Origin of the sequence: Micromonospora sp. CCTCC AA 2012012, assembly GCF_040499845.1 — a bacterium.
GTDB classification, from domain to species: Bacteria; Actinomycetota; Actinomycetes; order Mycobacteriales; family Micromonosporaceae; genus Micromonospora; species Micromonospora mangrovi.
This window is the reverse complement of sequence record NZ_CP159342.1, coordinates 2,602,735-2,628,593: the sequence shown is the minus strand read 5'-3', so window position 1 is coordinate 2,628,593 and position 25,859 is coordinate 2,602,735. Positions and strand designations below refer to the sequence as shown.

Annotated in this window: 26 protein-coding genes, 2 pseudogenes and 1 riboswitch; of the genes and pseudogenes, 20 read left to right on the top strand and 8 right to left on the bottom strand. The window is 75.2% G+C overall.

Annotated elements, in window-relative coordinates:
• The first annotated feature begins 16 nt into the window (after positions 1-16).
• The 7 genes from ABUL08_RS11785 to ABUL08_RS11755 all read left to right on the top strand — a co-directional run bounded on the left by ABUL08_RS11785 (position 17) and on the right by ABUL08_RS11755 (position 5,938).
• Entirely contained in the window at positions 17-1,990 is a 1,974-nt protein-coding gene (locus tag ABUL08_RS11785; RefSeq protein ID WP_377522077.1) for a heavy metal translocating P-type ATPase, read from the top strand.
• Complete coding sequence (locus ABUL08_RS11780; protein WP_377522079.1) at positions 1,987-2,373, top strand: (2Fe-2S) ferredoxin domain-containing protein; 387 nt, start codon at positions 1,987-1,989, stop codon at positions 2,371-2,373. The genes ABUL08_RS11785 and ABUL08_RS11780 overlap by 4 nt, the downstream gene beginning before the upstream one ends.
• An 86-nt stretch (positions 2,374-2,459) precedes the next feature.
• Positions 2,460-2,864, top strand: coding sequence for a TOBE domain-containing protein (locus ABUL08_RS11775; protein ID WP_350937384.1), 405 nt, complete (start codon positions 2,460-2,462; stop codon positions 2,862-2,864).
• Positions 2,861-3,640, top strand: a complete 780-nt coding sequence (modA, locus tag ABUL08_RS11770) for a molybdate ABC transporter substrate-binding protein (protein WP_350937381.1) — start codon at positions 2,861-2,863, stop codon at positions 3,638-3,640. Before ABUL08_RS11775 ends, modA begins: the two co-directional genes overlap by 4 nt.
• Positions 3,641-4,462 (top strand): ABC transporter permease, encoded by an 822-nt coding sequence (locus tag ABUL08_RS11765; RefSeq protein WP_350937379.1) that lies wholly within the window; start codon positions 3,641-3,643, stop codon positions 4,460-4,462.
• Positions 4,444-5,550, top strand: coding sequence for an ABC transporter ATP-binding protein (locus ABUL08_RS11760; protein ID WP_350938591.1), 1,107 nt, complete (start codon positions 4,444-4,446; stop codon positions 5,548-5,550). The genes ABUL08_RS11765 and ABUL08_RS11760 overlap by 19 nt, the downstream gene beginning before the upstream one ends.
• 97 nt (positions 5,551-5,647) lie before the next feature.
• A complete protein-coding gene (locus ABUL08_RS11755) occupies positions 5,648-5,938 on the top strand; it encodes a hypothetical protein (protein WP_350937376.1) in 291 nt (96 codons plus the stop codon).
• A 25-nt stretch (positions 5,939-5,963) separates the two neighbouring features.
• Here the strand turns inward: ABUL08_RS11755 and ABUL08_RS11750 are convergent.
• Positions 5,964-7,649 (bottom strand): annotated as a pseudogene (locus tag ABUL08_RS11750) (sulfatase-like hydrolase/transferase); the annotation flags it as partial.
• Between the two features lie 210 nt (positions 7,650-7,859).
• A pseudogene (locus ABUL08_RS30610) lies at positions 7,860-8,570 on the bottom strand (CDP-alcohol phosphatidyltransferase family protein); the annotation flags it as partial.
• A gap of 92 nt (positions 8,571-8,662) precedes the next feature.
• Between ABUL08_RS30610 and ABUL08_RS11745 the strand changes: the two are divergent.
• The 7 genes from ABUL08_RS11745 to ABUL08_RS11715 all read left to right on the top strand — a co-directional run bounded on the left by ABUL08_RS11745 (position 8,663) and on the right by ABUL08_RS11715 (position 14,362).
• On the top strand, positions 8,663-9,640 hold the full coding sequence (locus ABUL08_RS11745; protein ID WP_350937375.1) for a zinc-dependent alcohol dehydrogenase: 978 nt from the start codon (positions 8,663-8,665) through the stop codon (positions 9,638-9,640).
• 3 nt (positions 9,641-9,643) lie between these two features.
• The gene (locus tag ABUL08_RS11740) at positions 9,644-10,042 is read left to right on the top strand and encodes a 6-pyruvoyl trahydropterin synthase family protein (RefSeq protein WP_350937374.1); all 399 of its coding nucleotides are present in this window, start codon (positions 9,644-9,646) and stop codon (positions 10,040-10,042) included.
• A gap of 3 nt (positions 10,043-10,045) precedes the next feature.
• A complete protein-coding gene (locus ABUL08_RS11735; protein WP_350937372.1) occupies positions 10,046-11,083 on the top strand; it encodes a glycosyltransferase family 4 protein in 1,038 nt (345 codons plus the stop codon).
• Positions 11,080-11,892, top strand: coding sequence for a class I SAM-dependent methyltransferase (locus tag ABUL08_RS11730; protein ID WP_350937370.1), 813 nt, complete (start codon positions 11,080-11,082; stop codon positions 11,890-11,892). Before ABUL08_RS11735 ends, ABUL08_RS11730 begins: the two co-directional genes overlap by 4 nt.
• Before the next feature lie 131 nt (positions 11,893-12,023).
• Positions 12,024-12,932 (top strand): lysylphosphatidylglycerol synthase transmembrane domain-containing protein, encoded by a 909-nt coding sequence (locus tag ABUL08_RS11725; RefSeq protein WP_350938589.1) that lies wholly within the window; start codon positions 12,024-12,026, stop codon positions 12,930-12,932.
• Positions 12,933-13,001: 69 nt separating this feature from the next.
• Positions 13,002-13,649, top strand: coding sequence for a GTP cyclohydrolase II (locus ABUL08_RS11720; protein ID WP_350937367.1), 648 nt, complete (start codon positions 13,002-13,004; stop codon positions 13,647-13,649).
• Entirely contained in the window at positions 13,646-14,362 is a 717-nt protein-coding gene (locus ABUL08_RS11715) for a RibD family protein (protein WP_350937365.1), read from the top strand. Before ABUL08_RS11720 ends, ABUL08_RS11715 begins: the two co-directional genes overlap by 4 nt.
• A gap of 6 nt (positions 14,363-14,368) precedes the next feature.
• Here the strand turns inward: ABUL08_RS11715 and ABUL08_RS11710 are convergent, their stop codons facing one another.
• The 6 genes from ABUL08_RS11710 to ABUL08_RS11685 form a co-directional block, all read right to left on the bottom strand.
• A complete protein-coding gene (locus ABUL08_RS11710; RefSeq protein ID WP_350937363.1) occupies positions 14,369-15,475 on the bottom strand; it encodes an FUSC family protein in 1,107 nt (368 codons plus the stop codon).
• 141 nt (positions 15,476-15,616) lie between these two features.
• Entirely contained in the window at positions 15,617-16,357 is a 741-nt protein-coding gene (locus tag ABUL08_RS11705; protein ID WP_350937360.1) for an amino acid ABC transporter ATP-binding protein, read from the bottom strand.
• Positions 16,354-17,124 carry an amino acid ABC transporter permease gene (locus tag ABUL08_RS11700; RefSeq protein WP_350937358.1) on the bottom strand — a complete coding sequence of 257 codons (771 nt, stop codon included), beginning with the start codon at positions 17,122-17,124 and terminating at the stop codon, positions 16,354-16,356. Before ABUL08_RS11700 ends, ABUL08_RS11705 begins: the two co-directional genes overlap by 4 nt.
• 46 nt (positions 17,125-17,170) lie before the next feature.
• On the bottom strand, positions 17,171-18,034 hold the full coding sequence (locus ABUL08_RS11695) for an ABC transporter substrate-binding protein (RefSeq protein WP_350937356.1): 864 nt from the start codon (positions 18,032-18,034) through the stop codon (positions 17,171-17,173).
• A gap of 108 nt (positions 18,035-18,142) precedes the next feature.
• On the bottom strand, positions 18,143-18,268 hold the full coding sequence (locus ABUL08_RS11690; protein WP_350937354.1) for a putative leader peptide: 126 nt from the start codon (positions 18,266-18,268) through the stop codon (positions 18,143-18,145).
• A 32-nt stretch (positions 18,269-18,300) separates the two neighbouring features.
• Positions 18,301-18,412: riboswitch (SAM riboswitch) on the bottom strand.
• 82 nt (positions 18,413-18,494) lie between these two features.
• Positions 18,495-20,048 carry an NAD(P)/FAD-dependent oxidoreductase gene (locus ABUL08_RS11685; RefSeq protein WP_350937353.1) on the bottom strand — a complete coding sequence of 518 codons (1,554 nt, stop codon included), beginning with the start codon at positions 20,046-20,048 and terminating at the stop codon, positions 18,495-18,497.
• Between the two features lie 270 nt (positions 20,049-20,318).
• Here ABUL08_RS11685 and ABUL08_RS11680 point away from each other — a divergent pair, with 270 nt between their 5' ends.
• The 6 genes from ABUL08_RS11680 (at position 20,319) to ABUL08_RS11655 (ending at position 25,846) form a co-directional block, all read left to right on the top strand.
• Positions 20,319-21,527 (top strand): hypothetical protein, encoded by a 1,209-nt coding sequence (locus tag ABUL08_RS11680; RefSeq protein ID WP_350937351.1) that lies wholly within the window; start codon positions 20,319-20,321, stop codon positions 21,525-21,527.
• A 127-nt stretch (positions 21,528-21,654) separates the two neighbouring features.
• Positions 21,655-22,110: a DUF4383 domain-containing protein gene (locus ABUL08_RS11675; protein WP_350937349.1), complete on the top strand. Its 456-nt coding sequence runs from the start codon at positions 21,655-21,657 to the stop codon at positions 22,108-22,110.
• A gap of 105 nt (positions 22,111-22,215) precedes the next feature.
• Positions 22,216-22,791 (top strand): PadR family transcriptional regulator, encoded by a 576-nt coding sequence (locus tag ABUL08_RS11670; protein WP_350937348.1) that lies wholly within the window; start codon positions 22,216-22,218, stop codon positions 22,789-22,791.
• Positions 22,788-24,509, top strand: a complete 1,722-nt coding sequence (locus ABUL08_RS11665) for an acyl-CoA dehydrogenase family protein (protein ID WP_350937347.1) — start codon at positions 22,788-22,790, stop codon at positions 24,507-24,509. The genes ABUL08_RS11670 and ABUL08_RS11665 overlap by 4 nt, the downstream gene beginning before the upstream one ends.
• Positions 24,510-24,835: 326 nt before the next feature.
• Positions 24,836-25,378: a GNAT family N-acetyltransferase gene (locus tag ABUL08_RS11660; RefSeq protein WP_350937345.1), complete on the top strand. Its 543-nt coding sequence runs from the start codon at positions 24,836-24,838 to the stop codon at positions 25,376-25,378.
• A gap of 57 nt (positions 25,379-25,435) precedes the next feature.
• Positions 25,436-25,846: a type II toxin-antitoxin system Phd/YefM family antitoxin gene (locus tag ABUL08_RS11655; protein ID WP_350937342.1), complete on the top strand. Its 411-nt coding sequence runs from the start codon at positions 25,436-25,438 to the stop codon at positions 25,844-25,846.
• Positions 25,847-25,859 lie beyond the last annotated feature (13 nt).

Below are 25,859 nucleotides of genomic sequence, written 5' to 3'. Positions count from 1 at the left end.
GGTAGTGTTCGTCGGCGTGACCCTGACGACCGATCGTCCGCCCCTGTCCCGGCCCGGCGGTCCCGCCGTACGCCGCCGGCTCGCCCGCCGACTCTGGGCGCTGGCCGAGGTCCGCTGGGCGGCGGTCGCCACCGGGCTCTTCGTCCTCGGCGGCCTCGCCCAGCTCGCCGACGCCCCCGCCCCGGTCTGGTGGACCCTCTACCTCGCCTGCTACGTCACCGGCGGCTGGGAACCGGCGCTCGCCGGCCTGCGGGCCCTGCGCGAGCGCACCCTCGACGTCGACCTGCTGATGATCGTGGCGGCTCTCGGCGCGGCCGGGATCGGGCAGGTCTTCGACGGCGCCCTGCTGATCGTCATCTTCGCCACCAGCGGCGCGTTGGAGGCGTTCGCCACCGCCCGGACGGCCGACTCCGTCCGCGCGCTGCTCGACCTCGCCCCCGAGCGGGCCAGCCGGGTCGGCGCCGACGGCACCGAACACGTGGTGGACACCGCCGACCTGCTGGTCGGCGACGTGATCCGGGTACGCCCGGGGGAGCGGATCGGCGCCGACGCCGAGGTCGTCGACGGGGCCAGCGACGTCGACCAGGCCGGCATCACCGGCGAGCCGCTGCCCGCCCCGAAGCACCCCGGCGACGAGGTCTTCGCCGGCACGGTCAACGGCGCGGGCACCCTGCTGGCCCGGGTGAGCCGGCCGGCTGCCGAATCGGTCGTCGCCCGGATCGTCGCCCTCGTCGAGGAGGCGTCGGCGACCAAGGCCCGCACCCAGCTCCTCATCGAGAAGGTCGAGCAGCGCTACTCCGTCGGCGTGGTGGTCGCGACCCTCGCGCTCTTCGCCGGGCCACTGGCGTTCGGCGCGGCGCTGCAGCCCACCCTGCTGCGTGCGATGACCTTCATGATCGTCGCCTCCCCGTGCGCGGTCGTGCTCGCCACCATGCCCCCGCTGCTCTCCGCCATCGCCCTCGCCGGCCGGCACGGCGTGCTGGTCAAGTCGGCCGTCGTCATGGAGCGGCTGGCCGACACCGACCTGGTGGTCTTCGACAAGACCGGCACCCTCACCGAGGGCACCCCACGGGTGGCCGAGATCCACCCGACGCCGGGCGGACGGCACGACGTCGGGAGCCTGCTGCGGCTCGCCGCCGCCGCCGAGCACCCCAGCGAGCACCCGCTCGCCGGGGCGCTGCTGGCCGCCGCCCAGGAACGCGGGCTCGACCTGCCCCCGGCACACGACTTCGTCGCCACGCCGGGCCGGGGCGTCGAGGCCACCGTGGCCGGCCACCGGGTGCGGGTCGGCAGCCCGGCGCTGCTGGACGGGCCCACCGCCGACGAGGCGGGCGTACGCGACGTGGTGGACCGGGTGCAGGCGCAGGGGCGTACCGCGGTGGTGGTCGTGGTGGACGACCGGACAGCCGGGGTCCTGGCCCTGGCGGACCGGGCCCGGCCCGCCGCGGCGACCGCCGTCGCCGCCCTGACCGCCCTGACCGGGACGCGGCCCGCGCTGCTCACCGGCGACAACGCCGGGGCGGCCGGCCGGCTCGCCGCCGAGACCGGCATCGGCGAGGCGCACGCCGGCCTGCTCCCCGCCGACAAGGTCGACCGGGTCCGCGCCCACCAGCACGCCGGCCGCCGGGTGCTGCTGGTCGGCGACGGCGTCAACGACGCCCCCGCCCTGGCCGCCGCGGACACCGGGGTGGCGATGGGGCGGCACGGCTCCGACCTGGCGCTGCGCACCGCCGACGCGGTCCTGGTCCGCGACGACCTGGCCGCCCTGCCGGCGCTGGTCTCGCTGGCCCGGCGGGCCCGGCGGCTCGTGGTGGCGAACCTGGTGATCGCCGGCAGCTTCATCGCCGTGCTGGTCACCTGGGACCTGGTGGGGCACCTGCCGCTGCCGCTCGGCGTCGCCGGTCACGAGGGCTCCACCGTCATCGTCGGCCTCAACGGCCTGCGACTGCTCGGCTCGCGGGCCTGGCATCGGGCCGGAGCCCAGCGGTGAGCCGCCGCCGCGCGCCGGCACCCTGCACGGTGACCGTCTGTCGGGGCTGCTGCTGCGGCAACACCGCGCTCGCCCCGGACGTCGACCACGCCGGGCAGCTCGCCACCCTCCGCACCGCGCTCGCGGGGGAGGCCGTGGTCCGGGTGAGCGACTGCCTGGACCTCTGCGCCCAGGCCAACGTGGTCGTGGTCAGCCCGTCGGACGCCGGCCGCGCCGCCGGCGCCCGGCCCGTCTGGCTCGGCCTGGTCACCGACCCGGGCGCCACCGACGACCTGGTCACCTGGGTACGCGCCGGCGGCCCCGGCGTGGCCGACCCGCCCGCCGCCCTCGACCTGTACCTGATCACCCCGCCGCGCCGGCTCCGGCAGGCCTTCGACCGCTGAATCGACCCGCGGGCCACACCCCGCCTCTCATCTGCGAGCCCCACCGCCTCTTCACCCCCGCGCATGCGGGACGCTAGGGTGGCCCGGTGACCGTGTTCCGGATCGGCGAGGCCGCCGAACTGCTCGGCGTCAGTGCGGACACCGTCCGCCGCTGGATCGACGCCGGCCGGCTCGCCGCGACCCGCGACGAGCACGGCCACCGGGTGGTCGACGGCGTCGACCTGGCGGCCTTCGTCCGCGCCCCCGGCCACCCCGAGCTCTCCTCGGCACGTAACCGACTGCGCGGGATCGTCACCGCCGTCGTCAAGGACACCGTGATGGCCCAGGTCGACATCCAGGCCGGGCCGTTCCGGATCGTGTCGCTGATGAGCCGCGAGGCCGTCGACGACCTCGATCTCCAGGTCGGGTCCGTCGCCGTCGCCGTGATCAAGTCGACCACCGTCGTGGTGGAGCGGGCCGCCGCCGCGCCCCGGGGAAGGACCAACCCATGACCGTACGCCGGCTCCGCGTCGCCCTCGCCGGCCTGGCGGTGGCGACCCTCGCCCTCACCGGCTGCGGCGGCGGCCGATCCGCCGACGGGTCCGACGGTCGACGGATCACCGTCTTCGCCGCGGCGTCGCTCACCGAGACCTTCACCCGGCTCGGCGCGGACTTCGAGGCCGCTCACCCCGGCGTGACGGTCACCTTCAACTTCGCCGGCAGCGCGGCACTGGCCACCCAGATCACCCAGGGCGCGCCGGCCGACGTCTTCGCCGCCGCCTCCCCGACCACCATGCGGACCGTCACCGACGCGGGCGACGCGGCCGGCCCGCCCACCGTCCTGGCCCGAAACCAGCTCGTCATCGCCGTGCCGAAGGGGAACCCGCGCCGCGTCACCGGCCTGGCCGACCTGGCCCGCCCCGGGCTGAAGGTGGCGCTCTGCGCCCCCCAGGTCCCGTGCGGGGCGGCGGCGCGGACGGCCCTGGACACCGGGCGGGTGCGGCTCACCCCGGTCACCCTCGAACAGGACGTCAAGGGGGCGCTGGCGAAGGTGAAGCTCGGGGAGGTGGACGCCGCGCTGGTCTACCGCACCGACGCCCGCGCCGCCGCGACCACCGTGGACGCCGTCGAGTTCCCCGAGTCGGCCGACGCCGTCAACGACTACCCGATCGTGGTGCTGAGACGGGCCGGCGACCCGGCCGACGCCCGCGCCTTCGTCGACCACGTCCGCTCTGAGGCCGGTCGGGCGGTGCTCACCGCCGCCGGCTTCCAGGCCCCGCAGGCCTAGATGGGCGGCACCGACACCGCCCCCGCCCGGCGCAGGCGGGTGGCGCACCGGATGCCCGCCGCCCTCTTCCTCCCCGCCGGGCTGGGGCTGGCCTTCCTCGTCCTGCCCGTGGTGGGGCTGCTCGCCCGGACGCCCTGGGCGAGCCTGCCGCAGCGGCTGGCCCAGCCCGGCGTGCTCACCGCGCTGCGGCTGTCGCTGGAGACCGCCACCGCCGCCACCCTGCTCTGCCTCGCCCTCGGCGTACCGCTGGCCTGGCTGCTCGCCCGGGTCGAGTTCCCCGGCCGGCGGGTCGTCCGGGCGCTGGTGACCGTGCCGCTGGTGCTGCCGCCGGTGGTCGGCGGGGTGGCCCTGCTGCTGGTCTTCGGCCGCCGGGGACTGCTCGGGTCGTGGCTGGACAGCACCTTCGGGGTGACCCTGCCGTTCACCACCGCCGGGGTGGTGCTCGCCGAGGCGTTCGTCGCCATGCCGTTCCTGGTGCTCGCCGTGGAGGGCGCGCTGCGCGCCGCCGACCCCCGGTACGAGGAGGCCGCCGCCACCCTCGGCGCCGGCCGCTGGGTCACCTTCACCCACGTCACGCTGCCCCTGGTGGCCCCGGGCATCGCCGCCGGGGCGGTGCTGGGCTGGGCGCGGGCGCTCGGCGAGTTCGGTGCCACCATCACCTTCGCCGGCAACTATCCGGGCCGCACCCAGACCATGCCGCTCGCCGTCTATCTGGCGCTGGAGACCGACGTGCAGGCCGCGATCGTGCTCAGCCTCGTCCTGCTCACCGTCTCCGTCGCCATCCTCGCCGGCCTGCGCGACCGCTGGGTCGGCACGCCGTGACGGCCCGACCGTCGCTGGACGCGCACCTGGTCGCCGACCGGGGCGCCTTCCACCTCGACGTCCGGTTGGAGATCGCGGCGGGGGAGGTGGTGGCGCTGCTCGGCCCGAACGGCGCGGGGAAGACCACCGCCCTGCGGGCCCTGGCCGGGCTGCACCCGCTCACCGCCGGGCACCTCACCCTCGACGGCGTCGACCTGGACCGTCCCGCCCGACGCCGCTGGGTGCCACCGGAGCGGCGACCGGTCGGCGTGGTGTTCCAGGACTACCTGCTCTTCCCGCACCTCACCGCCCGGGACAACGTCGCCTTCGGGCCGCGCCGGCACGGTGCCGACCGGCGGGCCGCCCGGGCCCTGGCCGAGTCCTGGCTGGACCGGGTCGGCCTGGCCGCGCAGGCCGGCCGCCGGCCCCGGCAGCTCTCCGGCGGGCAGGCGCAGCGGGTCGCGCTGGCCCGCGCCCTGGCCGTCGATCCGGCCCTGCTGCTGCTGGACGAACCCCTGGCGGCGCTCGACGCGCGGACCCGGCTGGACACCCGGGCCGAACTGCACCGGCACCTCGCCGACCACCCCGGGGCGACCCTGCTGGTCACCCACGACCCGCTGGACGCCCTGGTGCTGGCCGACCGGCTGGTCATCGTCGAGGAGGGACGCGTGGTGCAGTCCGGTGACGCGGCGAGCGTCACCGCCCGGCCGCGCACCGACTACGTGGCCCGGCTGGTCGGGCTCAACCTGCACCGGGGCCGCGCCGACGGGCACACCGTCCGGGTCGGCGACCTCGCCCTCACCGCCGCCGACCGGGTCGACGGGGACGCCTTCGTCGCCTTCCCGCCCGCCGCCGTGGCGCTGCACCCCGGCCGTCCCCACGGCAGCCCCCGCAACACCTGGCCGGCCACCGTGACCATGGTGCAGCGGCACGGCGACAACCTGCGGGTCCAGCTCGACGGCCCGATCGTGGTCGCCGCCGACGTCACCCCCGCCGCCGCCGCGCAGCTGCGCCTGGTGCCCGGCCGAGGCGTCTGGGCCGCCGTCAAGGCCGCCGAGACCCGCGCCTATCCGGCGGGGCCGGTCGACGACCCTCCGCACCGGACGTGATCCTTCCCTCGTGGCGGTGGCGGCCGGGGCGAGGGAGGTTTGACCAGGGGCCGTCAGGTCAAGCACCAAGGGGAGCCACGACGAGAGGGGAACCGCCGTGTCGGAGCAGACATCCGTCCGGTCCAGTCGCGACGCCGTCCTGCCGGACGGCGTGACCGATCCACTGCTGTGGCGGGCGGCGTACGACGTGGCCGCCGCGCACCGGCCGGACGAGCGGGGCCACTGCCCGAGTCTGCTCTGCGCCGGGCAGAACGCGCCGTGCGAGCCGCTGCGCACCGCCAGCCGGGCGATGCGCCTGGCCGGCGGCGGTGCCCCGGTCGCCCGCCGCTCCGCCGCCCGCGAGGCGTCGGCCCCGGCCCAGCCTCAGCGCCGACGTCGCGCCGCCTGACCGTCGACGGTGCAACCCGTCCCGGTCAGCGCGACGGCGTCGGGCCGAACGCGGTGAGGAAGCGGTCCCGGAAGGTGTCCATCCGCCACACCGGGGCCTGCGGGCCGGGGCGCAGCCCGTCCTGCCAGCCCCAGTCGGCGATCCGGTCGAACACCGCCGGGTCGTGCGCCACGACGGTGATCGGCACGTCCCGGCTGGCCCCCTCCCCGGTGACCGCCGCCGTCGGCTGGTGGTCGCCGAGGAAGACCAGCACCAAGTCGTCCCCGCCGTACGTGCGGACGTAGGAGACCAGGGTGTCGAGGGTGTACTCGATCGAGCGGCGGTAGTCGGCGCGTACCTGGGTGGTGCTGCGTTGCACCACGTCCCGTGCGCCACCGGTGCTGGTGGACGCCCGGTTGAAGATCGACCCGTCGCCGACCGCGTTCCAGTCGACCGGCTCGGGGATGGCCGACCAGGGGGAGTGGCTGGAGACCAGCGGGATCTCCGCCATCAGCGGCGGATGCGGCTTCGACCGCTCCAGCCGCTGGAAGGTGGCCAGCGTGTACTGGTCGGGCATCGGGGCGTAGCTGAACTTCGGCCCCCGGTAGGCGAGCTTCTCCGCGTCGTAGTAGCGGTCGTAGCCGAAGAACTTCCCCTCCGGCCACGGCTGGGTGGCGGCGGGAAACACGCCGACGGTCTGCCAGCCGGCCCGGTGGAAGGCGCCACCGAGCGTCATCCGGTCGCCGGCGAGCAGGTCGTGGTGGCGCTGGTCGTTGTCGATCCACAGCCCGGAGAGCAGGGTGGCGTGGGCCAGCCAGCTTCCCCCGCCGAACGTGGGGGAGGTGAGGAAGCCGCTGCGGGCGTCGAAGCCGGCGTCCCGCAGCTGCCGGTAGCCGCGGTCGAGCACCGCGTCGACCTGCGGGGCGAACTCGGGGTCCTCGACGGCGTCCCGGCCGTAGCTCTCCACGAAGGCGACCACCACGTCCTTGCCGCGCAGCCCGGTCAGCAGCCGGTCGCCCGGCACGTCGCGGAACGCGTCGGTGGACTGTTCGCCGACGAACGACCGCCGGTCCCGCAGTCCGTCGCGTACCTGGTGGGCGTGGTCGGCGACCAGGGCGGACGCGGTCCGGTCGGCGACCGGGAGACCCGGGGAGACCCGTACGCCGAAGACCGCGCAGCCCAGCCAGAGCACCGCCAGCGCGGCGACCGCGCGGACGGTGACCCGGTGGTGTGCCGCCGCGAGCCGGGTCAGCCGCAGCAGCGCGAGGGTGACCAGCACCGGCAGCGCGGCGACCAGCAGCCCGACGCCGACCGCGGCGGCGACCGCGCCGCCCCGGCCGATCGCGTCGCGCGCGAAGCCGAAGCCGTCGTCGAGGAGCCCCCAGTCCAGGAGCACGTCGAACGGCCGGTCCCGGGCCACGAAGAAGCCCATGTCCAGCAGCTTCAGCACGGCCAGCAGCCCCAGCAGCAGGCCGAGCAGCACCGCGACGGGCCGGCGGGCCCGGCCGGGCAGGGCCAGCAGCAGCCCGGCGGCGACCAGCCCCTCCACCGGGATGCGCAGGAACGCCGCCGGGGTGAGCCGGCTGAGCTGGTCGGGCAGGACGAGCGCGGCGAGCACCAGCAGCCCGGCGAGCCCGGTCAGCGCACCGGCCAGCAGCCGACGCCCCCGGGACGGCGGACGCCGGACCGGCTCGGTCGTCGTTTCCCTGGCCGACCGGCGGAAGCGGATGACGGGTGACACGGGTGGTCCTTCCTGCGGTGCCGGGCGGGTGGAGGGTCAGACCGGCTGGTGGGTGGCCAGCCGGGCAGCGGGCCCGAGCCGGACCAGCGGTTCGGCGCCGCCGGCCGCCGGCCCGGTGCGGGCGACCACGACCTCCTCGGCGCGGACCACGGCCACCGACCCGGTGCGGACGACCGAGATCCGTTCGGCGTGGGCGACCGGGACGTCGCGGGTGCGGGCGGGTGCCGGGCGGTGCCGCCACAGCCAGGCCACGTCGTGGCCGAAGGACTCGACCAGCAGCGCCAGCGCCCCCGCCACCAGCACGGTGGCCGCCGTCGGCGGCAGCACCCCGGCGGCGGCGACCGCGAGCACGACACCCTGGGCGGCGGCGACGACCTTGCGCCAGTACCGGGCCGGCAGCGTGCCGCGCAGCCAGGGCAGGGCCGCGCTCGCCGCGACGAAGGCGTACCGCATCGCGCCGATGGCCAGCACCCAGCCGCCCAGCGCCGGGGCCAGGTGGGCGCTGAGCACCAGGATCAGGAAGGCGTCGATCTCCATGTCGAAGCGGGCACCGAACGCGCTGGCGGTGCCGGTGCGCCGGGCCACCCGGCCGTCGACCGCGTCGAGCGCCAGGGCCACGGCGGTGAGCGGCACCAGCACCCCGAGCGGCGCGGGACCGGAGCCGGCGTCCACCACCAGGGCCAGCACGCCGCCGACCAGCAGCGCCCGGGCCAGCGTCACCCGGTCGGCCGGGCCGAGCGCGTCCGCGCCGACCCGGCGCAGGCCGCGCCGGAGCAGGGCGCAGAGCATCCCGGCGTACGCGAGCGCGGCCGACCACCCGGCGGCGCCGAGCCCGACGGTGCAGGTGAGACCGGCGAGAAGGACGATCTGTACGGCCAGCCCGAGCAGCGGACCCGTTCGCACCCTGAACACTCCGCCTCCGTGTCTATGATCGACAACCCTGCCACTCAACACGGGAAATACGGCCGTCCGGTTCGGTCCGGATGCGGAACAGAGGAGAATTCGTGACCCGCGACGCCCGCGCCTTCTGGCTCCGCGCCCCCGGCGAGGGCGAGATCCGGCCGGTGCGGCTGCCCGCGCCCGGCCCCGACGAGGTGCTGGTCCGGGCCCGGTACTCCGGGGTCAGCCGGGGCACCGAGACGCTGGTCTTCACCGGCCGGGTCCCCACCGACCAGTACGCGGGGATGCGCGCCCCGTTCCAGGAGGGTGACTTCCCGGCCCCGGTCAAGTACGGCTACCTCTCCGTCGGCGAGGTCGAGGCCGGACCGGCCGAGTTGTGCGGGCGGACCGTGTTCTGCCTGCACCCGCACCAGAGCGCGTACGTCGTCCCGGCCGATGCCGTGCTCCCCGTACCCGACTGCGTGCCGGCGGCCCGGGCGGTGCTGGCCGGCACCGTGGAGACGGCGGTGAACGCGCTCTGGGACGCCGCGCCCCTGGTCGGCGACCGGGTGACCGTGGTCGGCGGCGGCATGGTCGGCTGCTGCGTGGCCGCCCTGCTGGCCCGGTTCCCGGGCGTCCGGGTGCAGCTCGTCGACGCCGACCCGGCCCGCGCCGGGGTGGCCGCCGCGCTCGGCGTCGACTTCGCCCTGCCGGCAGACGCCACCGGCGACCGCGACCTGGTGGTGCACGCCAGCGCCACCGGCGACGGCCTGCAACGGTCGCTGGAGCTGCTCCGCCCGGAGGGCACCGTGCTGGAGCTGAGCTGGTACGGCGACCGCCCGGTGACGCTCGCCCTGGGCGGGGCGTTCCACTCCCGCCGGCTGACCGTGCGCAGCAGCCAGGTCGGCACCGTCTCGCCGCGCCGCGCCGACCGCAGCTATGCCGACCGGCTGGCGCTGGCCCTGGAGCTGCTCGCCGACCCGGCGTTCGACGCCCTCATCACCGGCCGGTCCCGCTTCGCGGAGCTGCCGGACGTGCTCGACCGACTCAGCTCGGGCCGGCTGCCCGCGCTGTGCCATCTCATCACCTACGACGGGGAGTGATCCGTGTTCAGCGTGACGGTCCGGGACCACATGATGGTCGCCCACAGCTTCACCGGCGAGGTCTTCGGCCCCGCGCAGCGGCTGCACGGCGCCACCTTCGTCGTCGACGCCACCTTCCGCCGGTTCGACCTGGACGCCGACGGGATCGTCGTCGACATCGGCCTGGCCACCACCCAGCTCAAGGAGGTGCTCGGCGAGCTGACCTACCGCAACCTCGACGACGAGCCGGCCTTCGCCGGGACGAACACCACCACCGAGGTGCTGGCCCGCACGGTCGCGGACCGGCTGGCCGACCGGGTGCACGCCGGTGCGCTGGGCGAGGGGGCCCGGGGCCTGGCCGGGATCACGGTGACCCTGCACGAGTCGCACGTCGCCTGGGCCAGCTACGAGCGGTCGCTGTAGCGGATGACCGTGCTGCACGTGGTGCTCCCCGGCGACGTCGACGACCCGGCCACACCCAGCGGGGGCAACCGCTACGACCGCCGGGTCTGCGACGGTCTCCGGGCGGCCGGCTGGGACGTCCGGGAGCATCCCGTGCCCGGCGGCTGGCCGGCGCCCGGCCACGGGGATCGGGCGGCGCTGGCCGCGCTGCTGGACGCCCTGCCCGACGCCGCGTTGGTGCTGCTGGACGGCCTGGTCGCCTCGGCCGTGCCGGAGGTGCTGGCGCCCCGGGCCGGCCGGCTGCGCCCGGTGGTGCTGGTGCACCTGCCGCTGGAGACCGAGGCGGAGGCCCGGGCGCTGGCCGCCGTCGCGGGCGTGGTGACCACCAGCGAATGGACCCGGCGTCGCCTGCTGGAGCGCTACCCGCTCCCCGCCGACCGGGTCCGGGTGGCCGCCCCCGGCACGGATCCGGCACCCCGGGCGGCCGGCTCGGCGACCGGCACGAGCCTGCTCTGCGTCGCCGCGCTCACCCCGCACAAGGGGCACGACGTGCTGGCCACCGCCCTGGCGGAGCTGGCGGCGCTGCCCTGGACCTGCGACCTCGTCGGCGCGCTCACCCGGGACCCGGCGTACGTCGACCGGCTCCGCCGGCAGCTCGCCGACGCGGGACTCGCCGCCCGGGTCCGGCTGCGCGGGCCGCGGACCGGTGCCGCCCTCGACGCCGCCTACGCCGGGGCGGACCTGCTGGTCCTGCCGTCCCGGGGCGAGACGTACGGCATGGTGGTGACGGAGGCGCTGGCCCGGGGCGTACCGGTGCTCGGCACCGACGCGGGTGGGCTGCCCGAGGCGCTCGGACACGCGCCGGACGGCAGGCGTCCCGGGCTGCTGGTCCCGCCCGGCGACCCGACCGCGCTGGCCGGGGCGCTGCGCCGCTGGCTCACCGAACCCGACCTGCGGAGCCGGCTGCGCGCGGCGGCCCGGGCCCGACGGGACACCCTCACCGACTGGGCGGTCACCACGACCCGCCTGGCGGCCGCAGTGAAGGAGACCACGGCGACATGAGCAGCGAACTCCCGCCCGACTTCGCCGACTGGCTGGCGCTGCGAGAGCCGGCCGACGCGGCGGCCCGCTCCACCGAGCTGGTCGAGGCGGTCCGGCGCCGGCTGCCCACCGGCCGGCCGCTGGTCGTGCACGACCTGGGCAGCGGCACCGGCTCGATGGCCCGCTGGCTGGCCCCCCGACTGCCCGGCCCGCAGCGCTGGGTGCTGCACGACCGGGCCACCGACCTGCTGGACCGGGCGCTGGCCGACCCGCCGCACGACGCCGACGGCGGGAAGGTGACCGTGCAGACGCGGGGCTCGGACATCACCCGGCTGACCGCCGCCGACCTCGCCGACGCCGACCTGGTCACCGCGTCGGCACTGCTCGACATGCTCACCGCCGAGGAGGTCGACCGGGTGGCGGCGGCCTGCGCCGGGCGGCCCACGCTCTTCGTGCTGACCGTCGTCGGGCGGGTGGTGTTCGACCCCGCCGACCCGCTCGACGCCGAGCTGGCCGAGGCGTTCAACGCGCACCAGCGCCGTACCGTGGCCGGCCGGAGCCTGCTCGGCCCCGACGCCGTCGACGCCACGGTCACCGCGTTCCGCCGGCGCGGGGTGGACGTGACGCTCCGGTCCAGCCCGTGGCGGCTCGGCCCGGAGCAGGCCGCGCTGACCGCCGAGTGGCTGACCGGCTGGCTGGACGCGGCCGGCGAGCAGCGGCCGGAGCTGGTCGGGCCGGCCGGGGCGTACCGTCGGCGCCGGCTGGCGGAGGCGACCGGGGGACGGCTGCGGGTGGTGCTGGACCACACCGACCTGCTCGCCGGCGGGTGAACCGCTCGGCGGTGCGGCACGTGAGATCAGATGGACCCACAGCCAGGGAGGACCGCGTGGCACAGGCGACGCTCGCCGCACCCGCCGCACCCGCCGCACCCGTTGCACCGGCGGCCCGCTCCGGCTGGGCGGTGCTGCGCACCCTCGGCGGGCTCGGTGTGCTCGTCGCCCTCGTCTGGTGGGTCGGGGCCGGCCCGTTCCTGGCCGGGCTGCGGCTGATCGACGGGCCCGCGCTGGCCGCCGCGCTCGGCATCGGCCTGGTCACCACGGTCTGCAGTGCCTGGCGCTGGGCGCTGGTGGCCGACGGTCTCGGCGTGCGGCTGCCGCTGGGCACCGCGGTGGCGCACTGCTACCGGGCGGTGTTCCTCAACTCGACGCTCCCCGGTGGGGTGCTCGGCGACGTGCACCGCGCGGTGCGGCACGGCCGGGACGCCGGTGACGTCAGCCGGGGCATCCGCGCGGTGGTCTGGGAGCGTACCGCCGGTCAGGTCGTCCAGCTCGGCATCGCGCTGGTCGTCCTGCTCGCGCTGCCGTCCCCGGTCCGGCCGTACCTGCCGGCGGTGGTGGCGGTGCTGGTGGCCGTCGGGGTGGCGCTGGTCCTGCTGGCCCGGGTGGTGCCCACCTCGGGCGCGTCCCGGTGGGCGCGCGGGGCGCGTACCGCGCTGGCCGACGTGCGCGCCGGGCTGCTCGCCCGGCGCACCTGGTGCGGCGTGGTCGTCGCCTCGGCGGTGGTGGTGGCCGGGCACCTGGCCACCTTCGTGGTGGCGGCGCGCACCGCCGGCGCGGACGCGCCGCTGCACCGGCTGGTCCCGCTGACGCTGCTGGCCCTGCTGGCGATGGGACTGCCGGCCAACGTCGGTGGTTTCGGTCCGCGCGAGGGGGTGGCCGCGTGGTCGTTCGCCGCGGCGGGCCTCACCGCCGCGCAGGGCGTCGCCGCCGCCATGGTGTACGGCGCGCTGGTGCTCGTCTCCAGCCTGCCCGGCGCGGTGGTGCTGCTGTTGGGGCGCAGGCGTTCGGCGAGGTCGAGCGCCACGGCGTGAGCCCGCCTACGGTGGGTCGTGGGGGGTGCGTCGCCGGCCGGTCCGGGCGACGCCGGACAGAGGAGAACGATGGACGACACGCTGCCGGAGGCGACGGTCCGGACCCAGGTCACGGTCCCGCTGCGGTTCCCCGACGGCTACGCCACCAGCGCCCGGGTGTTCTCGTTCGAGGGCCTCGCCGACGGCCGCGAACACCTCGCGTTGGGGCTCGGGGACTGGGCCGGGACGGTCGAGCGGCAGGCCGCCGACGCCCCGCTGGTCCGCCCGCACAGCGAGTGCCTCACCGGTGACGTGTTCGGCAGCCAGCGGTGCGACTGCGGGCCGCAGCTGCGGGAGGCGGTGGAGCGGATCACCGAGGCCGGCGGGTTCCTGCTCTATCTGCGGCAGGAGGGCCGCGGCATCGGCCTGTACGCCAAGATCGACGCGTACGCCCTGCAGGACTCGGGGCTGGACACCTACGCGGCGAACCAGGCGCTGGGCCGGGGCGCCGACGAGCGGGACTACACGGTGGCCGCGCAGATGCTGGCCGCCCTGGGCGTCGCGCGGGTGGCCCTGCTCAGCAACAACCCGGACAAGGCCGCCCAGTTGGGCCGGCTCGGGGTGACGGTGGCCGACCGGGTGCCCACCGGGGTGCACCTCTCCCCGGCCAACGCCGGCTACCTGGCGACCAAGGCCACCCGCGGCGACCACGCCCTCGACCTGCCCTTCGTTCCGTGACCGACCGCCCGTACGTGCTGCTGAGCTGCGCGATGTCGATCGACGGCTACATCGACGACGCCTCGGCGGAGCGGCTGCTGCTCTCCAACGACGACGACCTGGACCGGGTCGACGCGGTCCGCGCCGGCTGCGACGCGATCCTGGTCGGCGCCGGCACCGTACGCCGGGACGACCCCCGCCTGCTGGTGCGCTCCGCGCGGCGCCGCGCCGACCGGGTGGCCCGGGGCCTGCCGCCGTCCCCGGTGAAGGTGACCGTCACCGGCACCGGCGACCTGGACCCGACCGCCCGGTTCTTCACCATGGGCGACGGGGAGAAGCTCGTCTACTCCCCGAGCGGGGCGGTGGAGAAGACCCGGGAACGCCTCGGTGACGCGGCCACCGTGGTCGACGGCGGTGAGCCGGTGACCCCGGCGACGGTCCTGGCCGACCTGGCCGCCCGGGGGGTCCGCCGGCTGATGGTGGAGGGCGGCGGCGCCGTCCACGTCCAGTTCCTCACCGCCGGCCTCGCCGACGAGCTGCACCTGGTGGTCGCGCCGTTCTTCGTCGGTGACGGCCGGGCGCCCCGGTTCGTGGTCGACGGCCGGTTCCCGTGGCATCCGGCCCGTCCGGCACGGGTGCTGGAGGTGCGCCGGATCGCCGACGTCGTGCTCACCCGGTACGCCCTCTCCGACCGCTGCGACGGGGACAGCCCCGACGAGGACGGGCCGGGGTAGGGCCGGTCAGACGGCCGGTAGGCCGAGCGCCGCGTCGACCCGGTCCAGTACCGCGACGTCGTCGCCGCCCACGCCGCGCAGCAGGTCGATGGCGGTCGCCCGGATCTGCCCCACGATCATGACGACCGGCAGCGGCGGGTCGGTGGCGAGCAGGTCGGCGCCGATGCGTACCGCCGCCAGGGCGGCCTCGTCGGCGCGGCCGACGTGCCGGTCGGCGTCGTCCCGGCCGGTCAGGTCGGTGGCCAGCGCCGCGCCGGCGGCCCGGACCGCCTCGGCGAGGGCGCGCAGCGCGTCGTCGAGCTGCGGCGGGGTGGCGGTGTGCAGCCGGGCCAGGGTCACCCCGTTGCGGGCCAGGACGCGGATGTTGCGGGCCGCGTAGTCGAGCTGCCGGGCGGTCGCCTCGACGTCCTCGACCTGCCCGAGGTGCCGCCGGCGGCGGACCCGCAGCCGCAGCGTCTCCCCGCACGCCTGCACGGCCTTCTGGAGCCGCTCCACGCAGCCGTCGACCTGCCGGGCCCGGTCCAACGCGGCGCGGGCCTGCTTCTCGTCGCAGTGGCCGAGCGCGTCGTTCACGCAGTCGATCAGGTCGGCGAGGTCCGCGAAGGTCTGCCGGGCCTCGGCGACCAGCGGGGCGATCGGGTCGCGGGCCGTGACGAGCTGGCTGGCGGCCAGCGCCACCGCGCCGCCGATCAGCGCGTCGACGAACCGGAACGGCATGAACTCGGCCTTCGGCGCGACCACCACCAGATAGAGCGCGGAGACGGTGGTCTGCATGACCAGCGTGCTGCTCGCCCCGGCCGCGACCGTGACGCCGAGGGTCAGCAGCAGCACGACCAGCATGGTCCCGACGCCCGGGCCGAGCGCCTCGATCATCAGTTCCGCGGTGAGCACCCCGGCGGCCACCCCGAGGATCAGCTCGACGGTCTGCCGCAGTCGCCGCCCACGGGACTCCCCGAGGACGATCAGCGCGGCGCTGGGCGCGAAGAACGGATCGGGGTGGCCGATCAGCTTCGCCGCCACCAGCCAGGCGACCGTCGCCGCCAGGGCCGCCTCGAGGACCGGCACCCACGCCTGTCGCAGCCGCCCGACGGCGGCCTTCACCCACCCCTGCACTGTCCGCACCCCTCCCAGGCGGACCGGCGCACCACCGGACCGACGTTTCCGGCCGGACCGGTTCCTACCCGCGGGGATGATCACCGTAACCGGACTCTTCGCGTAGCTGGCGAGCCGGCGGTCACACCGGGCGGGGGCGGGTCAGAGCACCTGGTCGAGGAAGCGGCGCAGCCGCGGGTGCTCGGGCGACCCGAAGACCGCCGCCGGCTCGCCCGCCTCCAGCACCACCCCGTGGTCCATGAAGGCCACCGTGTCGGCGACCTGGCGGGCGAAGCCCATCTCGTGCGTCACCACCACCATCGTCATGCCTCCGGCGGCCAGCTCGGTCAGCACCCCGAGGACCCCCTTGACCAGCTCCGGGTCGAGCGCCGAGGTGGGCTCGTCGAAGAGCATCACCTGTGGGCGCAGCGCCAGCGCCCGGGCGATCGCCACCCGCTGCTGCTGGCCGCCGGAGAGCTGCGCCGGCCGGGCGTCGGCCTTGCCGGCCAGCCCGACCAGCTCCAGCTGCTCCCGTGCGACGCGGACGGCCTCCTCCTCGGGGAGCTTCCTCAGCCGGCGCAGGGCGAGGGTGACGTTGCGCAGCACGGTCATGTGCGGGAAGAGGTTGAACTGCTGGAAGACCATGCCGATCCGCTGCCGCAGCGCGTCCGGGTCGTCGCGCAGCACGCTGCGACCGTCCAGCAGCACGTCCCCGCGGTCGGGTTCGATCAGCCGGTTCACCGTGCGCAGCAGGGTGGACTTGCCGGAGCCGGACGGACCGATCACGCAGGTCGTACCGCCCCGGGGCACGTCGAGGTCGACGCCGCGCAGCACCCGGTGGGCGCCGAAGGCCAGGTGCACGTCGCGGACGGCCAGGCCGACCGGGGCGGTGACGGTGCTCATCGGGTGTCCTTCCGTCCGGTGACCGGCAGCGGTTCGAGGTCGTCGTCGTCCGGCGGCGCCACGGCCCGGCCCTGGCGCAGCCGCCGGTCGATCGCGTTCACCAGGTGGGTCAGCGGGATGGTCAGCGCGAGATAGAAGAGCCCGGCCAGCAGCAGCGCCGACTCGTTGCCGGTGGTGGCGGCGTGATCCTGGCCGATCCGGAACAGCTCCCGCTGGCTGGCCACCAGGCCGAGGAAGTAGACCAGGCTGGAGTCCTTGATCAGGGCGATCAGCTGGTTCACCCAGGCCGGCAGGACCCGGCGTACGCCCTGCGGGACGACGACCAGCAGCATCGCCCGTCCCCAGGAGAAGCCGAGGGCGCGGGCGGCCTCCAACTGGGTGGCCTCCACGCTCTGGATACCGGCGCGGAAGATCTCGCCGAGGTAGGCGGCGGCGATCAGCGAGAGCGCCAGGACGCCCAGCGGGTAGGGGTCCGGTCCCCAGATCCGCATGCCGAGCGGCGCCAGACCGACCCCGATGAGCAGGATCGTCGCCGCCGCCGGCAGGCCGCGGAAGACGTCGGTGTAGACCCGGGCCGGCCACCGCAACCATCGGGTACGGGAGATGCCGGCGACCGCCAGCAGCAGGCCCGCCACGGAGCCGAGCAGGGCGGCGGAGACCGCCAGGATCAGCGTGTTGGGTAGGCCGACCGTCAGCATCTCCGGCAGTGCCTGCCGCATGGAGTCCCCGTCGAAGAAGGTCTCCCAGAGGGTGCTCAGTGGATCCATCCGCTCGTCTCCCGCCGCCCTGCGTCCGCTCGTGGTGTCCGTACCGTCAGGAGGTGGCCGACGCCGACGGCGCCGGGGTGGTCACCGTGCCGCTGCCGGGCGTGAAGTCCGCCGGGATCGGCCGGCCGGGGTAGTACTGCGCCTGCAGCCGCGTCCAGGTGCCGTCGGCGATGACCTCGTCGAGGCCCTTGTCGAGCGCCGCGCGCAGCTTGTCGTTCCCCTTGGCCACCGCGTACGCGGTCGGGGCGGGACTGAGCTGCTTCGCCGCCACGGTGATCTTGCCGGCGCTGTCCGCGGCGGACTTCTCGCCGATCTCGGCGGGGGCGATCCAGGCGTCGGCGGTGCCGGCCTTGAGCTGGTTCAGGGCGCCGTTGTAGTCCGGCACCCGCACCGGGTCGAGGCCCTTGCCGGTGGCGTAGTCGTCCTGCACGGTGCCCTGCACGACCACCACCCGCTTGCCGGCGAGCTGGTCGAAGCCGGTGATCGGCGAGCCGGCCGGCACGTCCAGGCCGAAGTAGCCGAAGTCGTAGCCGTTGCCGAAGTCGACGGTCTTCTTCCGCGCCTCGGTGATGGTGATCGAGGAGCTGCCCACGTCGAACTTGTGGTTGTTGACCTGGGACAGCAGCGCGGAGAAGTCGGTGCCGACGAACTCGACCTTCAGGCCCGCCTTGGCGGCGACCGCGACGAGCAGGTCGTTGTCGAAGCCGGTGAACTTCCCGTCCTTCAGGTACACGTTCGGCGGGGCGTCGGTGAGCGTGCCGGCGCGCAGCACGCCGGGCCGCAGCAGCCCGTACGGGTTGGCGGCCTCGCTGGTGGCGCCGTCGTCGCCGCAGGCGGTGAGGCCGGTCGCGGCGAGTACGGCGGCGGCGCCGAGCGCGGCGACGCGGGTCAGGGCAGGCAGGAATCGCACGAGGTTCTCCAGGGTCGAGCGGTGGCGTGGGCACACGCCACCGACGGCACCGCCCGAACGCCGGGCGTGCCGATGGGTGGATCGAGGAAGGAAGGGGTGGTGCGGCGCTCAGCGGGTGCGGCGACAGCCGGCGCTGCACACCCGCATCAGGTCGACGTGCCGGCGCTTGACCAGCGCGAAGCCGGTCGGGTGCGCGACGTGGTCGCCGGGCGGGGTGCGATGGTGAGCAGACATGGTTCCCTCGGGTCGGTGATGACCTGGGTTCCAGGCCACGCTTGCACCGACGTCCCGTCGGTGCCTGGTCCTCACCCGGGGCACCCCACCGCGGAGGAGGGTTGCCGGCCAGCGAGCCGGGGCTTGGCGCTGGCGCTCATGACCTGCCGAGAAGGCTAGCAGCAGGGCCGCCCGGGGCGTCCAGTCGTTATGACCACCCTCACGTACGGCCCCTTACCGCCCCGGCTCAGGGCCGGCGGACCGCCGTCGGGGTGGCCTCGCTCAGCTCGCGTACCGGGCGGTGCCCGTCGGGGCGGGCCGGCATGATCGGCGCGTCCCGGCCGGTGCCGTGCCGCCCGTCGGCCCGTCCGCCGGTGGTCGACTTCTGCTCGTGGTAGTCCTGCTCGACGTTGACCGTCCACACGTCGTGCCCGGCGGCGTGCGCGATGTTCTCCGCGGTCAGCATCGCGGTGAGCATCGAGTGGTCCTGGTTGTTGTAGCGGTGCATGCCGTTGCGCCCCACCGGGTGCACGTTCGGTACCTCACGGGCCAGCCAGTCCCGGATCACGTCCACGTTGTGCTGGTAGCGCTCGTCGTACACCGGGTAGGCCTTGGGCATCCGCACGACGTGGCCGGCCTCCACGCAGCCGGGCCGGACCAGGCCGAGCCGCTCCAGCTCCGCGGTGCCGAGGGCGATCAGGTCCGCGTCCGGCGTACGCCACATCTCGTCGTCCTCGAAGACGAAGTACTCCAGCCCCAGGCAGGTGCGCCCGTCCTTGACCAGGTACGGCGACCAGGAGCCGAAGTTCTGGATCCGCCCCACCTTCGCCGCCGGGTCGTGCACGTAGATCCAGTTGTCGGGGAAGGAGAACTCCTCGGGGACGACCAGCGCGACGGTGAGGAAGTCCCGGTAGCGCAGGTCGTCGGCGGCGGCCCGCACCCGCTCCGGCGCGGCCGGGCGCATCGCGTGGACCAGGGCGGAGATCGGCATCGAGGAGATCACGTGGTCGGCCGGCTCGGTGCGCTCGCCGTCCGCGTCGACCACCGTCACGCCGGTGGCCCGCCGCGTCGCCGGGTCCCGGTGCACGGCGGTCACCCACGCGCCGGTACGCACCGACCCGCCGCGCTTCTCCACCTGCTCGGTGCAGCGCTCCCACATCATCCCGGGACCGAACTTCGGGTACTGGAACTCCTCGATCAGGCTGGTCACGTCCTTGCGGTTGCGGCGGGGGAGCAGGGCGCCGAGCACCGCCTTCGACAGCGACAGGTTCTTGATCCGCTGGGCGGCCCAGTCGGCCTGCAACTGGTCGGCCGGCATCCCCCAGACCTTCTCGGTGTAGGTCTTGAAGAACTTCGAGTACAGCCGCCAGCCGAACCGGGCCGACACCCAGCCCTCGAAGTGCGACTGGTCCTTCGGCGGGCGCAGCCGGGCCCGCCCGTACGAGCCGACGCAGCGCAGCGCCTCCACGACGCCCAGGTTGCGCAGCGCGTTGCCGGCGTTGAGCGGGTAGTCGTAGAGCGCGCCCTGGTAGTAGATCCGGCTCATCCGGGGCCGCAGCAGGAAGTCCTCGTCGGGCAGGATCTCGTGCCAGAACGCCTCGACCCGGGACACCTTGGTGAAGAACCGGTGCCCGCCGATGTCGAACCGCCAGCCGTCGCGTACCACCGTGCGGCTGATCCCGCCCACCACGTCGTCGGACTCGAACACCCGGACCGGCTCGCCGTGCCGGAGCAGTTCGTAGGCAGCGGTCAGGCCCGCCGGCCCCGCCCCGATGACCACGGTGCCGTTCTTCTCGCTCATGCTCCCCGAGCCCCCCGCCAGCCGGCTGTTCGTTGCGGCAGCGCCCTTACCCGGCCTGCGCCCGAACTCACGTACCCGTGCCGGGGGATTGTCGCCGGTCGCCGAACCGCCCGCCGTCCCGAGGTGTCAACCCGGCACCAACGGGGATGCCGGTCCGGTTCGCGGCCCGGCGCCGCGCGGGGGCGACCGGTGGGGGATCGGATGACGGACGGGCGGCGGGCGGGCCCCGCCACCGCACCGCGGCGCACCGGACCGGGCGGGTGGCCGGCCGTGGGCCGGCGGGCGTGGTCCCGGCTGGCCGACCGGGTGCCCGAGCCGTGGGGGTTCGTGCTGGCCGTCTTCGTCGGCACGAAGCTGGTGCTGAGCCTGGTCGGGGTGCTCGCGTTGAGCGCCTGGGACCAGGTGCCCGGGGCGCCCCCGGCGGACGACGCGATGATGCGCACCCAGCAGCACGCCGTCTCGTCGCACCGGTGGGTCTCGCTCTGGTTCGCCTGGGACTCGTTCCTCTACGACCACCTGGCCCGGCTGCCGCTGGACCAGCCGTGGCGGGACTTCGGCTTCCCGCTGCTCTACCCGTTCCTGGCCCGGCCGGTCGCGCTGCTGCTCGGCGGGCACACCGCGTGGGCCCTGCTGGTGGTCGCCAACGTCGCGTTCCTGTTCCAGCTCTACTACGCCCACCGGCTCGGCGCCCGGCTGCTCGGCGCCGACCCGGCTGCGGGCCAGGGTGACGACCCGGTGGCGGGTCGGCGGTTCGTCCGCTACCTGGTGCTGCTGCCGACCGCGTTCCTGTTCCAGGCGGCGCTGACCGAGTCGCTCTTCCTCTGCCTGGCGCTGGCCGCCTTCTGGTACGCCGAGCAGCGCCGCTGGCTGCTGGTCGGGATCGTCGGCTACTTCCTGGCGTTGAGTCGCTCGGTCGGCTTCGTGGTGGTCGTCCCGCTCGCCCTGGTGCTGCTGCGCCAGCACGGCTGGCGGCTCGACCCGCGGACGCTGCTGCGCTGTGTGCGTACCGGCTGGCCGCTGCTGCTCGTCCCGGCCGGCTGGTGGACCTTCATGGCGTTCTGTCGCTGGCGCAGTGGCGACTGGTACGCCTACAAGCACGCCCAGGAGAAGGGCTGGGGGATCACCGTGCAGAACCCGCTCGGCGTGGCGTGGGGGGCGCTGACCGGGCCGAACAGCGCCAACGCGCTGCGGGTGTGGTGCGCGGTCGCGGTGCTGCTGGTCGCCCTGGTCGGCCTGCGCCGGGCCGAGCTGCCCTACCTGGTCTACACGGTGATCGTGGTGCTGGTGCCGCTGTCGATGGGGCCGCCGGTCCACAAGAGCCTGCTGCGCTATCTGCTCGCGGCGTTCCCGGTCGGTCTGGTGCTGGCCCGCTGGGCCGGGCGGGCCGCCCTCGACAGTTGGCTGACCGCGGGGCTGGCGCTGCTGCAGGGCGCGCTCTTCGTGGTCTGGCTGACCTACTGGACGCACTTCATCATCTGAGCGCCGGTGGCGCAGTTCGCCGCGCTGCGCGAGCACCTGCCGGCGGGCTGAACACCGGCGTCGGGGTTTCAGGCCGCCGGGGTGGGGGAGTCCCACCCACGCACGTCTTCCGACGGAGGTGGCTCGCATGGTGAACAGAACTCGTCCTGGCGCGCCGGGGGGCGCCGCGTCCCCCGTACGACGTGCCGCCCAGGCGGTCGGCATCGTCTTCCTGGTGATCGGCGTCCTCGGCTTCATCCCGGGCATCACCAGCAACTACGGCACCATGCAGTTCGCCGGGCACACCTCGGACGCGAAGCTGCTGGGCCTGTTCCAGGTGTCGGTCCTGCACAACATCGTGCACCTGCTCTTCGGCGTCGCCGGGGTGCTGATGGCCCGGACGGTGTCCGGCGCGCGGACGTTCCTGGTCGGCGGCGGGGCGATCTACCTGGTGCTCTGGCTCTACGGCCTGATCGTCGGCCACAACAGCGGGGCCAACTTCATCCCGGTCAACGGGGCGGACAACTGGCTGCACCTGCTGCTCGGCATCGGCATGATCGCGCTGGGCCTGGCGCTCACCCGCCGGCCGGCGGACCGCCGCTGACCCGTCCGCGTCCACCGCGTATCCGGCGCCGCGACCCGTCCGGTCGCGGCGCCGTCGTGTGCGCGGGGCTTGCTATGCAACTCGTTGCATAGCAAGATGCTCGGCATGTCGCTGGAGCACGCCATTCTGGTCTCGCTGCTGGAGCGGCCGGCGTCCGGCTACGAGCTGGCCCGGCGCTTCGACCGCTCGATCGGCCGCTTCTGGACCGCCACCCACCAGCAGATCTACCGGGTGCTCAAGCGGATGGAGACCGACGCCTGGATCACCGCGCAGGAGGTCGGCCAGGACGGCCTGCCGGACAAGAAGGTCTGGTCGGCCGCCCCCGCCGGCCGGGCCGCGCTGATCAGCTGGCTGCGTGCCCCGGTGCAGCCCGAGGCGGTCCGGCACGAGCTGGCCGTCAAGATCCGCGGTGCCGCGTTCGACGACGAGGTCGGCCGCGCCGCCCTGGTCGCCGAGGTGGAGCGCTACCGCGACGACCACCGGGCCACCCTCGCCGGCTACCTGGCCGGCGAGCGCCGGGACTTCCCGGACCCCGACCCGCGCGACGCCCGCGGGTCGCTCCAGCACGTCGTGCTGCGCGGCGGCATCGCGTACGAGCGGATGGTGCTCGACTGGCTCGACGACGTGCTCGCCACCCTCCGCGGCCTCGACCCCACCCCCGACCGGAAGGCAACGCCGTGACCGACCCGCTGCTGTTCAACCCGCGCGACTACGACCCCACCCACCTGGACGACACCTCCCGCCGGCTGCTGCGCGCCACCGTCGAGTGGTTCGAGTCCCGGGGCAAGCAGGCGCTGGTCGACAGCTACAACCGCCGCGAGTGGTACGGCGACTTCCTCGACTTCGCCGCCAAGGAGGGGCTCTTCGCCACCTTCCTCACCCCGGCGGCCGACGGCGACGGCGACCCGGACAAGCGTTGGGACACCGCGCGCAACGCCGCGCTCAGCGAGATCCTCGGCTTCTACGGCCTCGGCTACTGGTACACCTGGCAGGTCACCGTGCTCGGCCTCGGCCCGGTCTGGCAGAGCGACAACGCCGCCGCCCGGGCCCGCGCCGCCGCGCTGCTCGACGAGGGCCACGTGATGGCGTTCGGCCTCTCCGAGCGCCCGCACGGCGCCGACATCTACTCCACCGACATGCTGCTCACCCCCGACGGCGAGGGCGGCTTCCGGGCCACCGGCGGCAAGTACTACATCGGCAACGGCAACGTCGCCGGGCTGGTCTCCGTCTTCGGCCGCCGCGCCGACGTCGAGGGCCCCGAGGGGTACGTCTTCTTCGCCGCCGACAGCCGCCACCCGGCGTACCACCTGGTCCGCAACGTGGTGAACGGGCAGATGTACGTCAGCGAGTTCCGCCTCGAGGACTACCCGGTGCGCGCCGAGGACGTGCTGCACACCGGGCGGGCCGCCTTCGACGCCGCGCTGAACACCGTCAACGTCGGCAAGTTCAACCTCTGCACCGCCTCCATCGGCATCTGCGAGCACGCCATGTACGAGGCCGTCACCCACGCCCACCAGCGGATCCTCTACGGCAAGCGGGTCACCGACTTCCCGCACGTGCGCCGGGAGCTCACCGACGCGTACGCCCGGCTGGTGGCCATGAAGCTGTTCAGCGACCGCGCGGTCGACTACTTCCGCACGGCCGGCCCGGACGACCGGCGCTACCTGCTGTTCAACCCGATGACGAAGATGAAGGTCACCACCGAGGGTGAGAAGGTCGTCGACCTGCTCTGGGACGTCATCGCCGCCAAGGGCTTCGAGGCCGACACCTACTTCGACAAGGCCGCCAAGGACATCCGGGGCCTGCCGAAGCTGGAGGGGACGGTGCACGTCAACCTGGCGCTGATCCTGAAGTTCATGGGCAACTACCTGTTCCAGCCGGCCGAGCACCCGCCGGTGCCCACCCGGCACGACGCCGCCGACGACGAGTTCCTGTTCCGGCAGGGTCCGGCCCGGGGCCTCGGCGCGATCCGCTTCCACGACTGGCGTGCCGCGTACGACGCCCACGCGCAGGTGCCGAACGTGGCCCGGTTCCGGGAGCAGGCCGACGGGCTCTGCGCCCTGCTCGCCGCGCACGCCCCCGACGAGGCCCAGCAGCGTGACCTGGACTTCCTGCTCGCCCTCGGGCAGCTCTTCGCGCTGGTGGTCTACGGCCACCTGATCCTGGAGCAGGCGGAGCTGACCGGGCTGGACGCCGACCTGCTCGACGAGATCTTCGACCTGCTGGTGCGGGACTTCTCCGCGCACGCCACCGAACTGCACGGCAAGGCGGCCACCAGCGACGCGCAGGCCGCCTGGGCCCTCGCGCACGTCCGCCGCCCCGTCCAGGACCCCGAGCGGACCGCCCGGATCTGGGCGCGCGTCGCCGCCCTCGCCGGCACCTACGAGATGCGCCCCTGACCCACCCCCGCCCCGCCCCGCCCCGCCACCCCGCCCGCTTTGTCATCCGCGGACTCGGATGATCGTGCTCGATCCTGGATGTAGTGGCCTCCGAAGCGCGGCGATGCGACTCGATCCTGGATCGGGCACGATCATCGCGTTCGGTGGGCTGCCCGCGCGGCGCAGCGGCACGACCCTGCGGGCCGGCGGGGGCCGGTAGCTGGCGGCGGCGCGAGCGAGTCCAGCGGCGCAGGCGGGTCCGGCGGCGCGGGCGGGTCCGGCGGCGCGGGCGGGGCCGGCGGGGTCGACATGGGTCGGGGGAGCGGGGCGGCTGCTAGGTTGCTCGGATGTTCGCGATCGCCCTGGCCCCCGACGCCGAGCTGCGCCCGCTGGAGCCCTGGCGGGCCGAGGAGTTCCTCGCCCATCTCGACCGGGCCCGCGCGCACATCGTCCCCTGGGTGTCGCCGTCCTTCGTCGCCACCGATCCGGTGTCGGCCCGCGCGGTGCTCCAGCGCTACGCCGACCTCTGGGCGCGGGACGCCGGTGGCATCTGGGGGATCTGGCTCGACGGCACCCTGGTCGGTGGGGTGATGCTGGTCGCCTTCGACGCCGCGCGCGGGGTCTGCGAGGCCGGCTGCTGGCTGGAGCCGGCCGCCGAGGGCCGGGGTCTGGTGACGGCCGCGGTACGCCGCATCGTCGACTGGGCGATCCGGGAGCGCGGCATCCAGCGCGTGGAGTGGCGCACCAACCCCGCCAACGCCCGCAGCATCGCGGTGGCGCGTCGCCTCGGCATGCGCCACGACGGCACCCTTCGCGCGCTGTACCCCGGACCCGACGGACGGATCGACCTCGCGGTCTGGTCGGTGCTGGCCCCGGAGTGGCCGGTCTGACGCCCGTCCGGGCCCGACACGCGAGGTTCTGTCACACCCGGACGTCAACATGTGTCCATGGCTGTCCCCGCTCTGGCCCACCGGACCGACCCGCCACGCGCCCTGCCCCTGCGGGAGGTCCGCACCCGACTCACCCAGCTCGTCGCGCTGGCCGAGCTGACCGACACGGTCACCATGGTCACCCGCGACGGTGATCCCCGCCCGATCGCCGCGATCGTGCCCGCCTCCGCCGCCCGCACCGCCGCCCAGGCCCGCGCCGACGCCGAACGGGTCGCCGCGGTCACCGCGGGCTGGTCCCGGCGGCTGGAGGAGCTGCACCGGCAGAGCAGCCGACGGCACGCGGCCGAGCTGCGCGCGGTGACCGACGCCCTCGCCGAGGTCTGGGCCGAGCTGGACCGGCGGTCGCCGGCCGGCGACCCGGCACTGGCCCGGCTCCGCGCCGCGCACGCCGACCTGCTCCGCGACTGATCCGTCCCGGCCG